The organism is Photorhabdus stackebrandtii (assembly GCF_011189495.1).
In the GTDB taxonomy this organism is placed as follows: domain Bacteria; phylum Pseudomonadota; class Gammaproteobacteria; order Enterobacterales; family Enterobacteriaceae; genus Photorhabdus; species Photorhabdus khanii.
The window spans coordinates 207,248-220,994 of the sequence record NZ_PUJV01000006.1 but is presented as its reverse complement, the minus strand read 5'-3'; the positions used below and the strand labels follow the sequence as shown (position 1 = coordinate 220,994).

The 13,747-nt window shown below is 45.5% G+C and carries 11 protein-coding genes; 3 read left to right on the top strand and 8 right to left on the bottom strand.

Going from position 1 to position 13,747, the window contains the following annotated elements; genetic code table 11:
- Nucleotides 1-306: 306 nt before the first annotated feature.
- Together C5470_RS07580 and dkgA are read left to right on the top strand one after the other, a co-directional pair.
- Nucleotides 307-978, top strand: coding sequence for a DedA family protein (locus tag C5470_RS07580; protein WP_036842303.1), 672 nt, complete (start codon nucleotides 307-309; stop codon nucleotides 976-978).
- A 290-nt stretch (nucleotides 979-1,268) separates the two neighbouring features.
- The gene (gene dkgA / locus C5470_RS07575) at nucleotides 1,269-2,123 is read left to right on the top strand and encodes a 2,5-didehydrogluconate reductase DkgA (protein ID WP_166287360.1); all 855 of its coding nucleotides are present in this window, start codon (nucleotides 1,269-1,271) and stop codon (nucleotides 2,121-2,123) included.
- A 108-nt stretch (nucleotides 2,124-2,231) separates the two neighbouring features.
- On the opposite strand, the gene ftsP is transcribed toward dkgA, so the two are convergent.
- The 7 genes from ftsP to nudF all read right to left on the bottom strand — a co-directional run bounded on the left by ftsP (nucleotide 2,232) and on the right by nudF (nucleotide 11,426).
- Entirely contained in the window at nucleotides 2,232-3,653 is a 1,422-nt protein-coding gene (gene ftsP / locus C5470_RS07570) for a cell division protein FtsP (protein WP_036842299.1), read from the bottom strand.
- A gap of 380 nt (nucleotides 3,654-4,033) precedes the next feature.
- A complete protein-coding gene (locus C5470_RS07565) occupies nucleotides 4,034-4,777 on the bottom strand; it encodes a 1-acylglycerol-3-phosphate O-acyltransferase (RefSeq protein WP_036842298.1) in 744 nt (247 codons plus the stop codon).
- Between the two features lie 55 nt (nucleotides 4,778-4,832).
- Nucleotides 4,833-7,094 (bottom strand): DNA topoisomerase IV subunit A, encoded by a 2,262-nt coding sequence (parC, locus tag C5470_RS07560; RefSeq protein WP_036842296.1) that lies wholly within the window; start codon nucleotides 7,092-7,094, stop codon nucleotides 4,833-4,835.
- Between the two features lie 43 nt (nucleotides 7,095-7,137).
- Nucleotides 7,138-9,033 carry a DNA topoisomerase IV subunit B gene (gene parE / locus C5470_RS07555; RefSeq protein ID WP_036842295.1) on the bottom strand — a complete coding sequence of 632 codons (1,896 nt, stop codon included), beginning with the start codon at nucleotides 9,031-9,033 and terminating at the stop codon, nucleotides 7,138-7,140.
- Between the two features lie 72 nt (nucleotides 9,034-9,105).
- The gene (gene yqiA / locus C5470_RS07550; RefSeq protein WP_036842294.1) at nucleotides 9,106-9,714 is read right to left on the bottom strand and encodes an esterase YqiA; all 609 of its coding nucleotides are present in this window, start codon (nucleotides 9,712-9,714) and stop codon (nucleotides 9,106-9,108) included.
- Between the two features lie 131 nt (nucleotides 9,715-9,845).
- A complete protein-coding gene (gene cpdA / locus C5470_RS07545; RefSeq protein ID WP_166287357.1) occupies nucleotides 9,846-10,685 on the bottom strand; it encodes a 3',5'-cyclic-AMP phosphodiesterase in 840 nt (279 codons plus the stop codon).
- A 99-nt stretch (nucleotides 10,686-10,784) separates the two neighbouring features.
- Complete coding sequence (nudF, locus tag C5470_RS07540) at nucleotides 10,785-11,426, bottom strand: ADP-ribose diphosphatase (protein ID WP_166287354.1); 642 nt, start codon at nucleotides 11,424-11,426, stop codon at nucleotides 10,785-10,787.
- Nucleotides 11,427-11,643: 217 nt separating this feature from the next.
- On the opposite strand from nudF, the gene tolC reads away from it, so the two are divergent.
- Nucleotides 11,644-13,035 (top strand): outer membrane channel protein TolC, encoded by a 1,392-nt coding sequence (gene tolC, locus C5470_RS07535; RefSeq protein WP_166287351.1) that lies wholly within the window; start codon nucleotides 11,644-11,646, stop codon nucleotides 13,033-13,035.
- A 121-nt stretch (nucleotides 13,036-13,156) separates the two neighbouring features.
- Here the strand turns inward: tolC and C5470_RS07530 are convergent, their stop codons facing one another.
- Entirely contained in the window at nucleotides 13,157-13,558 is a 402-nt protein-coding gene (locus tag C5470_RS07530) for a DUF2628 domain-containing protein (protein WP_036842289.1), read from the bottom strand.
- Nucleotides 13,559-13,747: the final 189 nt, after the last annotated feature.

The following is a 13,747-nucleotide window of genomic DNA, read 5'->3' as shown; positions in this document are numbered from 1 at the left end:
GCGGTAGCTCTGATATTATGGGTGATGTTTAGCCTGTTATTCGGACAAATAACAGGCACTAAAGAAGGGGAGCTGGATTCAATTTGACGCGTTGAAAAAATGACCTCAACCCTTTTGCGACACCCTCTAAAGAGGGTGTCGCAAAAGGCGAGGGTTTACGGCGGGTCTTGCTAAATTTATTAATGAACACCAACCATAAGTTTTCCCCAGCAAGAGATCAATCAAGCTATGCTCAAAATTTTGCGGTAAACTGACTTTTATAATGCAATTGCAATAAATTCACTTATAACAGTCACAGGATAAACAATGGAAGTACTAAACGAGATCATGCAAGCATTATGGCAGCATGATTTTTCCAAACTTGCCAACCCCGATGTTCTCTGGATTATCTATGGCATTCTGTTTGTAACACTGGTTCTGGAAAATGGTTTATTACCCGCCGCTTTTCTGCCCGGTGATACGCTATTAATCCTCGCCGGCGCGTTGATTGCCAAAGGGGTAATGAGTTTTATCCCAACCGTTTTCATACTGACAGCTGCGGCAAGTATCGGTTGCTGGCTCGGCTACCTTCAAGGACTATGGCTTGGTGATACAAAACGGGTTAAAGGTTGGCTGGCGCAACTTCCTATTCAGTACCGCCAACGGGCCAATATGCTGTTTTTCAAACATGGTCTGGCCGCTTTGTTGGTTGGCCGTTTTCTGGCTTTTGTCCGTACTCTGTTACCAACACTGGCAGGTATATCCGGACTCAACAGTAAACGTTTTCAAATTTTTAACTGGCTCAGTGGCTTACTATGGGTAGTCATCATGGTCGGTTTTGGTTATCTCCTCAATCAGATCCCGTTTATTAAAAACCACCAGGATCTGGTGATAAACATTTTGATCATTTTACCCATCGTGCTGTTGTTAAGTGGTTTAATCGCCTCTCTGCTGATGTACTGGTGCCACAGGAAAACCACCGCAGCAAAACGTAAATAAAAGTCATTATGGTTTACAAGCCGCAACAGGATTTTTATTCTTAACTTAATGCGTCAATATTATGTGAACTGCGGCCCAGTCAATGGGTGATATTCCTGGTGTCGCCGCTCCATAAAACCGGTCAATTCATGTATTGAGCCATATCTTAGTCAAAATGCATGGCTTAGATCACGCCTGTCGTATTACTTTCTTCAATTACCTTTAACATCAACTTAATATCAACCACCCTGCTATGAGGCTACGTTATTAATTTTAGCTGATATTTTAAATCTATCTTTTAGGAGGTAGTCATGGACAACCAACCAATCATCAGACTCGCTGATGGAAACCATATGCCACAATTGGGGCTTGGGTCATGGGCCGCAGATAATCAACAGGTAATTACCACAATCCATGCTGCTCTGGATATCGGTTATCGGGCAATTGACACCGCCGCTATTTACAATAATGAGGAAGGAGTAGGCAAAGCGCTACAAGAAACAGATATCCCCCGTGAAGATATCTTTGTCACAACCAAATTGTGGAATGACCGGCATGGTGATGTTCGCGCCGCGTTGACAGAAAGTCTGGAAAAATTGCAACTGGATTATATTGATCTTTATCTGATGCACTGGCCTGCACCACCACAAGATCAATATGTAGAAGCCTGGCAGCAATTTATTGAATTACAGAAAGAGGGGCTTATCCGCAGTATCGGGGTTTCTAACTTCCACACCGAGCATCTCCAACGGCTGATCAATGAAACTGGCGTTCATCCCGTGATTAATCAGGTCGAATTACACCCACTACTGCAACAACGCCAGCTTCATGCCTGGAATGCCACTCATAATATTGTTACCGAATCCTGGAGCCCGCTGGCACAAGGTGGTGAAGGCGTATTTGATAATCAATTGGTTCAACATCTGGCACAAAAGTACAGCAAGACACCAGCTCAGATAGTTATCCGCTGGCACATCGATAACGGTATGATTGTGATCCCAAAATCAACCACATTATCAAGACTCAGAGAGAATTTTGAAGTGTTCGACTTCAAATTGGACAAAGAAGATCTGACCACGATGACAACACTGGATATCGGCAAACGTCTGGGGCCAATCCCTGAGACATTCGTTGATTTCAGTGAATTCAGTCATCTCCTTGATTAATTGATTTCAATGATTAATGCTGAAAGGTGACTAAAAAATCCATATAGCGATAATAGACCATAAGAATTAAAACGTGCGCGGCATTAATACCGCGCACCAAATTTTGATTTACTGATTGGCAGGTATGGTCACTAACTGCCCCACAGAGCCGCGATCGGCCATTTCCAGGATCTGGCTGTAATACAGGAATGGGAAGTGTTCATAAGATGGCTGGTTCATATAAACCAGTAATTCCACGCGCCCATTAACCCAGACGGTATCCTTCCAACCATAATCCTGTGGCTGAGGTGTCTCACCATTGTGATTTATCACTTTAAACTGCACACCGCCAATATGGAACGGCTGTGGGAAGGTTGCATTTACGATCCAACGCTCCCATGTTCCCTGCTGGCTGGTAATATCTACCCGGTTCATATCCCACAACACACCATTAATTCCCGGCGTATTACCATCAAGATAAATTTCCCGGTTACGGATTACGTTAGAAACCGGCATAACATCATCGACCAGACGGGATGGCAAGGCATCTGTCACCAAAGATAACAAACCTGTCGGTTTAATGGTCAGAACTGTGCTGGAAATCAGCATAGTAGAGGGTTCAAACAACCCACGCAGCCTGTCAAGTATGCCGGCTGATTCACCCGCGGTAACAGAAACTTCATCCCCTTCAGACATATCAATCAATACTTCACGCCGTTCACCTGGCGCAAGGGACAGTTGCGGAACCGCTACCGGCGCAGGTAATAACCCCAAATCGGTGCCTATCATATAGAAAGGACGACCATCACTGATCTGTAGCTGATATCGGCGGGCATTGGATGCATTCAGTAAACGCAGACGGATCCAACCACGGGATACTTCAATAAAAGGATTTTGTACGCCATTAACCAACAATGTATTACCGATAAACCCACCACCCGCGACGGGTTGATACTCAGGAACACCAAAATTATCCAGCCGTTTATCCTGCAAAATAACCGGAAGGTCATTAACACCATAATGTTTTGGCAACGGCAAATGACGGCTGGTTTCATCTTCCACCAGCCACATTCCCGCCAAGCCATTATAAACATGCGGTGCCATCCGGTTAGGGGTATTGGCATGATACCAGCAAGTCGCCGCCTGCTGACGAATAGGCAACACCGGCGACCAGTCAGCCCCCGGAGAAATCTGACGGGCTACCCCACCAGTCAGCGTTCCCGGTAATTGCAATCCGCTGACGGTCATCGAAACCGGCTCCGCTAACCGATTACTGTATATCAGTTTGACGTCATCGTTTTTATGAACCCGGACAGTCGGACCAAGATATTGACCATTAATCCCCCACACACTGGTTTTATATTGTCCATCAAACGTCCAGTGGGCTTTTTGTAAAGTCAGAAATAGTGGCTGCCCACCACGAGATTCCAATAAAGGGGGAATCGGCAAGGCAGTTTGCTGATTTTTGCTGGCCCCAACCACAAAAGGAGCGGCTCCGATACACATTGCCAAGCCTGATGTCTGAATAAATTGGCGCCGACTAAATGACATATTTTCTCCGCAACAAGCCCAATTAAATTCCGGGTATTATGTGCCTCAGAAATACCTGAAATATTGCAATCATTCATCTGGAAGCTAATAACTCATTATTGAAGTTATTAAAGTTTATTATCCTTTTGATTGCATTTAACAAGAATATTATTTATCAAGCGCTCATCATAACGCGAATAGGCAGAGAATTAAACTATCTGAATGCATTACACGAATCTATCTCTGTAAGCGATCAGTACATATCATTTCTATCAATACATTGTGGACACGGACAACAGGCAAAAATCCTCACATACACCAGATATGTGAGGATTAAAGTACGTTCGCTTTTGTCAAGCCCACCCTTAATTACAAAAAAGACGGCAAACAAAAATAACCTATTATGAGTACTTACCCTGCTCCTTCATTGCAGCTAATTCCTCATCCAGCGCGTCTATTTTGTCTTTCATTATCTGATGACAATATTCTGCCAATTCACGCACCTGCTCTTTGGTATATCCGGAAGTATCAATGGGCGGCAACATTTCCACAATAACGGTGCCATTATCCCAGCGATTCAACTTAATATTGCCATTCGTGATGGAAGAGACACAAACCGGGACAATCGGCACTCCCGCAGAGATAGCGGCATGGAAAGCACCGGTTTTAAACGGCAGCAAGCCACGGCCACGGCTGCGCGTCCCTTCCGGAAACATCCAGACAGAAATATCGCGTTCTTGAATCTGCTCGACAACCTGGGTAATAGTGCCGTGTGCTTTAGCACGGTTATTTCGATCAATCAGAATATTACCTGTCAGCCAATAAAGCTGACCAAAAAACGGGATCAGCACCAGACTTTTTTTACCTACCGTCACCGTACCCGGCTGAACCGCATTGGACATGGTTATCATGTCATAGTTGTTCTGATGGTTGCCTATATAGATACTCGGACCATAATTTTTGGCGTCAGCAGGAATACGCTCAATTATTTTAATGCCAAATATTTTCGACAACCGACCAAACATATTACCAAATACCATGACATGGTCCGGATGACGGGGTCTGAATAAACAGTAAATACCACCGAGTACACACACCACAATCGAAAACAGGATAACAATAATGCCACGAATAATAGCTAACATAGCTGCCTCTTGTTTAACGGGCCTCACTCAAGCCCGTTAGTTTCATTTAATTCCACTATTTAGTTACACCGATCGCAGAGAGAGGTGTATCAACCTGAACCCGCTCAATACGTTGTAACCCACGAGGTAGAGATGTTCCTTTACGCCCACGCTCTGCACGGAATTTCTGTAAATCCTCAGGACGCAGAGTCAGTTTACGTTTACCAAAGTAAAGTGTAATTGACGATTGTGGCGGTAGTATCAATAACCAACTCAATAGATCATTTTCTGACGCTGACTGAACAGAGATGATCTTATTTCCTTTCCCTTTGGAAAGCTGAGGTAAATCCGCAACCGGAAACATTAACATCCGGCCTGCACTGGTGATTGCCAGCAGCATATCATCCTGCGCGTTATTTATTTCCAGCGGCGTCATGACGCCAGCCTTTTCCGGCAATGTAATCAGTGCCTTACCCGCCCGGTTTTTGGCTACCAGATCACTAAAAGTACAGATAAAACCGTAACCGGCATCAGATGCCATCAAAAATTTCTGTTCATCAGGTGCCATCAGTACATGTTCTACCGTCGCACCCGCGGGCAGGGTCAATTTCCCCGTCAGTGGCTCCCCTTGACCTCTGGCAGAAGGCATATCCCGCGGATCAAGCGAGTAGCTACGGCCCGTTGTATCAATAAAAACCACCGGCTGATTGCTCTTACCACGAGCCGCGCCACGGAAACTGTCGCCCGCTTTGTAATTCAGCCCGGCCGGATCGATCTCATGACCTTTCGCACTGCGCACCCAACCCATCTCTGACAGTACGATGGTCACTGGCTCACAAGGTGTGATGTCGTGCTCGCTCATGGCTTTGGCTTCATCACGCTCTCTCATTGGAGAACGACGTTCATCGCCATAAGTCGCCGCATCAGCAATAATCTCTTTCTTTAATAACGTGTTCAGCTTACGCTCAGAACCTAAAATTGCCTGTAACTTATCACGCTCTTTTGCCAATTCATCCTGTTCGCCACGGATTTTCACCTCTTCCAATTTAGCTAAGTGACGTAATTTCAGTTCCAGAATGGCTTCCGTCTGAGTCTCACTTAAACCAAAACGTTCCATTAACACCGGTTTTGGCTCATCCTCACTACGAATAATGTGGATGACCTCATCAATATTGAGAAACGCGATCAATAGACCTTCCAGCACATGCAGGCGTTTAAGGACTTTTTCCAGACGATGGTTCAAACGCTTACGTACCGTTTCCCGGCGAAATACCAGCCATTCGGAAAGGATCTCAACCAAACCTTTTACGGTCGGGCGGTTATCCAATCCGATCATATTCAGGTTGACGCGATAACTCTTTTCCAGATCGGTTGTCGCAAACAGGTGGTTCATTACCTGCTCCACATCCACCCGGTTTGTCCGGGGAACAATCACCAGACGGGTTGGATTTTCATGATCAGATTCATCACGTAAATCATCAACCATCGGCAATTTTTTAGCCCGCATCTGGTTGGCGATCTGTTCCAGTACTTTGGCACCAGAAACCTGATGTGGCAGCGCAGTGATCACCACATTGCCATCTTCTTTTGACCAAACTGCACGCATTCGTACCGAACCGCGGCCACTTTTATAAATTTTACGGATATCTTCATGCGACGTGATGATCTCCGCTTCGGTCGGATAATCAGGACCTTTAACATGTACCATCAGCTCATCAAGGGAGCTTTGTGGCTTATCCAGCAGCGTTATCAGTGCATTAACCACTTCACGCGCGTTATGAGGCGGGATATCTGTCGCCATCCCTACCGCAATACCGGTGGTACCATTCAGGAGAATATTGGGTAAACGCGCCGGCAGCATTTTCGGTTCCTGCAATGTGCCGTCAAAGTTCGGTACCCAGTCAACAGTGCCGTGCCCTAATTCCGTCAGCAGCAACTCTGCATATTTGGACAAACGGGATTCGGTATAACGCATCGCGGCGAAAGATTTAGGATCATCCGGCGCCCCCCAGTTCCCTTGTCCATCCACCAGTGGATAACGGTAAGAGAATGGCTGCGCCATCAGCACCATCGCTTCATAACAGGCACCATCACCATGTGGATGGTATTTACCCAATACATCACCTACAGTACGGGCGGATTTCTTAAATTTAGCGGTATTGTTCAGCCCAAGTTCTGACATGGCATAAACAATACGGCGCTGAACCGGTTTCAAACCATCACCGATAAAAGGCAGCGCCCTGTCCATGATGACGTACATGGAGTAGTTCAAATAGGCGTTTTCAGTAAACGAGTGGAGCGGCAAACGCTCCACACCATCGTGAGTTATCTCACTCATTCGTTAATTTCCTCAGAATCTTCTTTGACTATCCCTGTGGGCGTTACACTTCAATTTCCACAGTATCACCCTTATCTTGCAGCCAGTTACGGCGATCTTCTGAACGCTTCTTCGCCAGAAGCATATCCATCACAGAGAAGGTTTCCTGGTAGTTTTCATCATTGATAGTCAATTGCACCAGACGGCGGGTGTTCGGGTCTAACGTCGTTTCACGCAGTTGCAGTGGGTTCATCTCACCCAACCCTTTAAAGCGCTGTACGTTAGGCTTACCCCGTTTGCGGCTTAGGCGATCCAGCACCGCGATCTTTTCCTCTTCATCCAATGCGTAATACACTTCTTTGCCCAAATCGATACGATATAAAGGCGGCATTGCCATATAAACATGGCCATTCTTAACCAATGTTGGGAAGTGGCGGACAAACAATGCACACAACAGCGTCGCAATATGCAAGCCATCTGAGTCGGCATCCGCCAGAATACAGACTTTACCATAGCGTAACTGGCTGAGATCGTTGCTATCCGGGTCGATGCCAATAGCAACTGAGATATCATGGACTTCCTGTGACGCTAACACTTCATCCGAAGAGACTTCCCAGGTATTCAGAATTTTTCCTTTCAACGGCATGATCGCCTGATACTCACGATCACGGGCCTGTTTCGCCGAACCGCCCGCAGAATCCCCTTCCACCAAAAATAACTCGGTGAGATTCAGATCCTGTGATGTGCAGTCAGCTAATTTTCCCGGTAACGCAGGGCCACTGGTCAGTTTTTTACGCACCACCTTTTTCGCGGCGCGCATTCTGCGCTGTGCGCTGGCGATCGCCAATTCAGCCAATTGCTCTGCTTCCTGAACATTCTGGTTCAACCACAAGCTGAAAGCATCTTTGACGACACCAGAAACAAAGGCAGCGGATTTACGGGAAGAGAGACGTTCTTTCGTCTGACCGGCAAATTGCGGGTCCTGCATTTTTACAGACAGAACGTAAGCACAACGATCCCAGATATCATCGGCAGAAAGCTTCACACCGCGTGGCAGGATATTGCGGAATTCACAAAATTCACGCATGGCATCCAGTAACCCTTGACGCAGCCCGTTTACATGGGTACCGCCCTGCATCGTCGGGATCAGGTTCACATAACTCTCAGTCAGGAGATCCCCCCCTTCAGGCAACCAGAGCAGCGCCCAGTCAACCGCTTCAGTTTCACCGCTGAAAGTACCGACAAAAGCGGCTTGCGGCAATGTTATCAAGCCATTAACCGCCGCCATCAGATAGTCGGTCAGACCATCGGCATAACACCATTTTTGCTCGGTATCGTTGATTTTATCTTTAAAAACAATTTCCACCCCCGGACACAAAACCGCCTTCGCTTTCAGCAAATGCGTCAGACGAGAAACCGAGAAACGTGGGCTGTCAAAGAAACTTTCATCAGGCCAGAAGTGAACACTGGTACCGGTATTGCGTTTACCACAACTGCCGATCACCACCAGCTCCTGCACTTTATCGCCATTCTCAAAAGCGATTTGATAAACCTGGCTATCACGGCGGACGGTAACTTCAATCCGCTTAGACAAAGCGTTAACCACCGAGATCCCCACACCGTGAAGGCCCCCGGAAAACTGATAGTTTTTATTAGAAAATTTACCACCGGCATGTAAGCGGCTCAGGATCAATTCAACCGCTGAAACCCCTTCTTCCTGATGAATATCAACCGGCATACCACGGCCATCATCAATGATCTCCAGTGACTGATCGCTATGAAGGATCACTTCAATATGTTTAGCGTGACCCGCCAAAGCTTCATCCACGCTGTTATCGATCACTTCTTGTGCCAAATGGTTCGGACGAGTTGTATCAGTGTACATTCCCGGACGACGGCGAACCGGCTCCAGACCACTGAGAACTTCAATGGCATCTGCGTTGTAACTAGATTGAGTCATGTTGTAATTCTGTCGGTTGCTTCTTGATTAAAGGGCTAATCAGTTTTGTATACTGTTGATAATACCAGTCGTTCAAACATTTTTGGCAAGTTTTTTCTCGCCATCACTGGAAAACCCAAGAAAGTTGATGATTTGTGGGAAATAGTGCTCAAACCCGATAAAAGTGTGACTACCACCAGATTCAATAGTTTGCTTACATAATACAAGATAGGCAACGGCCTGACGATAATCCAGCACCTCGTCCCCGGTTTGCTGCAATAACCAGATAAGATCCGGTGACTCTAGCGGTTCAATATGCATGATTTTGAGATCATGGATATGGCGCTGTTCAAAAGTATACCGTTGATTGGTATAGGGGTTAATATTTTCCCCAAGATAATCCCGCAGTAACTCAAACGGGCGAACAGCCGGATTGACAACAACTGCGGGTAAACTGAAACATTGTGAAAGCCATATCGCCAGATAACCGCCGAGAGAAGAGCCAACAATCCCCAAATTATCCCCGGCACGTTCCACCACCAGATTTTCCAGCAGTTCAGCCGCTTCTTCAGGATACGGCGGTAACTGAGGCACCAACATGTCAATGTCAGGATGATGCTGATGCAGCCACTTTTTCAGGGCATTCGCTTTTGCAGATTGCGGGGAACTGTTAAAACCATGCAGATAGAGTAATGTTGGCATCAGGCTGTGTCCCTCAATTGTGCGTAAATACCACTGGCCGCTATGTTCCTATGCGATAAGCCACAAATGGTGAGGCTTGGCAGGCCCAATAAGCAGAGAGTAACACAGCGGCACAAGGAGACAAACACAACCTAGTATCCATCCGAATCTAAATCAGGGCAGAATTCATTGCTCTCCAGTCTATGGACCTGAGTTGTCAAACCAAATTCGCCACGGTCAGAAATAGATAATTCGAGATAACGCCATCCCGGCGCAACCGTATCAAGCGTAAAATTAGTGCAGTGTGGCTTGAATTGCACGCTTGTTGATGGTGTCGCCATCATACGAATGCCATTCCAGTCCATATCCACCTCCTGATGGATATGCCCGCAAAGCATCGCCTTAACCCGAAAATAACCTTGCAGGTACTCAGCCAAGATATGTGAATTACGCAAGCTATGCTGATCCAGCCAGATGCAACCCGATGGTAATGGATGATGATGAAGCAAGATCACCGTGTAACGCTCAGGATATATATCCAGGCACTTTTTCATCCATTCAAGCTGATATTCCGACAGCTCTCCGTGCGGAACACCTGCTACCTGACTATCAAGCATCAGGAGTTGCCAATGCTCACCGACCAAAATCTGTTTCGACGGAGAAACACCCGCGGCCGCCAGAGCATCCACCATAGCAGGCTGGTAATCATGATTACCGGGCAACCAGACACAAGGTGCCGGCAAACGGGCAATACCATCGGCAAAATGCCGATAGGCTTCCAGCGACTGATCCTGTGCCAAATCACCTGTCGCAACGATTAAATCAATATCAGCATTTTGTTTGAGGATGGCATCCAGCACCGCGTGGTAACTGCGATAAGTATTAATACCCAACAAAGTCTCTTCTTTGCCGGCAAAAAGATGCGTATCTGTTATTTGCAATATTTTGGCTGTGGTTCCTTCTACCACAGGCAGTTTAAACTGGCTTTCCAAATGGTTTCCTTGTCCTATAAATCATTGGCGAGCATCATAACCCGTTTTAACGCAAGAGATCTGCTGACTGGCACACACTTCCCTTTTCTCGGTTAAAAATCAGGAATTATCTGAATTCCACGCTTTTTTTAACTTTTCATGGTGCAATGCTAACCATTGTATCGCAATCACTGAAGCGGCATTATCAATAATTCCCTCTTCCATCCATTGATAAGCCTGCTCACGGCTGACCACATGCACCCGAATATCTTCATGTTCACCCGACAATCCATGAATACCGGCAGCTTTAGTGACATCAACTTCCCCCACCATCACAGAAATACGTTCAGTTGTTCCTCCAGGGCTGGAGAGGTAACTTAACACCGGTTTACAACGTTTAACTTCAATTCCCGCCTCTTCCATCGCTTCACGGCGCACCACACGCTCTACATCTTCGCCCTCTTCAATCATACCGGCAATAATTTCCAGCAACCACGGCGTTGCTTTAGTTTCTATCGCCGGAATTCGTATCTGTTCGATCAACACAACTTCATCGCGGCGTGGATCATAAGGCAACAGAGCCCCCGCATGTCCCCGTTCAAAAACTTCGCGACTGACCTCTTCGCTCCAACCACCAGCAAACAGACGATGACGGAAGCGGTAATTTGTCAATTTGAAGAATCCTTTGTACAAACTCTTTTTCGCGATAATTTCCACATCTTGTTTATTCAGCATGACTGGCATTGACAGCTTTTTATTCATAAAATTCTCCTGATATACTTCCTTACTTGCTAGCCACTAAATGATATTAATCAAGCAGAGTTAAAAAATTCACCTTTTGGTGGTGTAAAGTTAAGCTAAATTAAGGCAATATGGCACAAACGGCTACCTTCGACTGATAGCATACTCTGCTAGAATCAGTGATATTTCGTTTTTCATCAAGGCAACAAGCAAAATAGCTGCACAACAAGGAATGCAAATGAAGAAACTGCTCTCCCTTTTTATCGCTATGAGCCTAGCGGGATTTAGCTCTGTCAGTCAGGCTGAAGATCTTTTGCAGGTTTATAAGCAAGCAAAAGAAAGTAATCCTGAACTACGTAAATCAATGGCTGAGCGTAATGCGGCTTTTGAAAAAATTAATGAATCCCGTAGTCCATTATTACCTCAGTTGGGATTAAATACGGGATATACCTACAACAGTGGTTACCGCGATACACGTGACACAGAAAACAATGCCTTAAGCGCGACGCTTAAGCTGACTCAAACCATTTTTGATATGTCTAAATGGCGCCAGTTGAACTTACAAGAAAAAACGGCGGGTATTGCTGACGTTACCTACCAGAGCAGTGAACAAAAACTGATTTTGGATAGTGCAACGGCTTATTTCAAAGTACTGCGCGCTATTGATTCACTCTCTTACATTGAAGCGCAGAAAGCAGCTGTTTACCGCCAGTTGGATCAAATCACTCAGCGTTTTAATGTCGGTCTGGTCGCAATCACTGATGTCCAGAACGCCCGGGCTAACTACGACAGCGTGCTCGCTCAGGAAGTAGTCGGCCGCAATGATCTGGATAATGCATTAGAGGCTCTGCGTCAGGTAACCGGTACTTATTACCCTCAGTTATCTTCGCTGAATATTGACCGTTTCAAAACGCATAAACCAGAAGCCGTGGATATTCTGGTGAAAGAGGCGGAGAAACGTAATTTAAGCCTGTTATCTGCACGTTTAGGTCAGGATCTGGCTCGTGAGCAAATCAAAGCAGAACAAACCGGCCATATGCCAAAAATTGATCTAAGCGCCTCTACCGGCGTTTCAAACGTCCAGTCTCACGGCTCCGGCTATGAGCCAGGCAGAAAACCCGGCAATGCCTATAATGGCGAAAACAGTGTTGGTCTGACACTCAGTCTGCCAATTTACAGCGGCGGGGCAACCAGTTCCCGAGTTGAACAGGCACAATATGGTTTTGTCAGCGCCAGCGAACAGTTGGAAAGCACCTATCGCAATGTTGTACAGGTTGTCCGTTCCTCTTTTAACAACATATCTGCCTCCATCAGCAGTATCAACGCCTACAAGCAGGTTGTTGTTTCCGCGCAAAGCTCACTGGATGCAATGGAAGCCGGTTATCAGGTCGGTACACGTACCATTGTTGATGTGCTAAATGCGACGACAACGTTGTACGATGCCAAACAAAAACTGTCCAACGCTCGCTATGATTATCTGATTAATCAACTGAACATTCAGCACGCACTTGGCACGCTTAATGAGAACGATTTAGCAGCTCTGAATAATACGCTGGATAAACAGATCTCAACATCAGCCAGCAGTATTGTTCGGGAAACAGACGCACCAGTAACATCTGGCCGTAATTAATTCAGCCCTTCACCTTCACTAATTAACGGCCCGCCATAAAGCGGGCTGTTTTATTGCCTGCCAACGACAATCTACTCTGTAAGAAAATCTGATATTTACCTTAGTGCAGAAAATATATAAATCAGAAAAATCCTTCAAATGGGTTCCAACTCTGACTATTCACCTTTTCTTTTAGATAATAAGCATAGTTAGCGGTTATTCCCCATATTGCCGCGAAAGCACAGTTAATACTCATGCTAACAACTGGAGAGATCTCAATATTCAGAATACTTTCAATAATCCCTAATAGTATACCCACTACAACAGCGATACCGAATAAAGCCAGATTTTTACGCCATAAACCTAAAACAAAGAAGTAAATAAAACCAAAAAAGAAGGCGATAAAATTCATGTTCAACAAGATACGGCGTCCAAAAGATTCCGCTTTTATAGCAGCGCTATACTCAGATGCCTTAGGAGCACCATGTTGTTCAAAGAATGTAAAACGCGCTTGCCATTTTTTTGAATATTGACTTTTATCCATACTACTTAAGCTCCTTAATTAAAATAGAAAATACAACAATAATAATATAATAACAATTAGTGACTAATTTAAGATTATATTACCGAGATTATTTGCTGACGCTATAACAGCAGATAATATAATTAGTAGATTTATTTACTTCATAACGTTACCCGTTTAATTATCCTTAATTTACTAGAACTTATACGG

Coding starts and splice junctions, on each gene's coding strand:
- tolC (WP_166287351.1), top strand. CDS start 11,644: ATGAAGAAACTGCTCTCCCTTTTTATCGCTATGAGCCTAGCGGGATTT.
- C5470_RS07565 (WP_036842298.1), bottom strand. CDS start 4,777: ATGTTAGCTATTATTCGTGGCATTATTGTTATCCTGTTTTCGATTGTG.
- parE (WP_036842295.1), bottom strand. CDS start 9,033: ATGACTCAATCTAGTTACAACGCAGATGCCATTGAAGTTCTCAGTGGT.
- ftsP (WP_036842299.1), bottom strand. CDS start 3,653: ATGTCATTTAGTCGGCGCCAATTTATTCAGACATCAGGCTTGGCAATG.
- dkgA (WP_166287360.1), top strand. CDS start 1,269: ATGGACAACCAACCAATCATCAGACTCGCTGATGGAAACCATATGCCA.
- parC (WP_036842296.1), bottom strand. CDS start 7,094: ATGAGTGAGATAACTCACGATGGTGTGGAGCGTTTGCCGCTCCACTCG.
- C5470_RS07580 (WP_036842303.1), top strand. CDS start 307: ATGGAAGTACTAAACGAGATCATGCAAGCATTATGGCAGCATGATTTT.
- C5470_RS07530 (WP_036842289.1), bottom strand. CDS start 13,558: ATGGATAAAAGTCAATATTCAAAAAAATGGCAAGCGCGTTTTACATTC.
- nudF (WP_166287354.1), bottom strand. CDS start 11,426: ATGAATAAAAAGCTGTCAATGCCAGTCATGCTGAATAAACAAGATGTG.
- yqiA (WP_036842294.1), bottom strand. CDS start 9,714: ATGCCAACATTACTCTATCTGCATGGTTTTAACAGTTCCCCGCAATCT.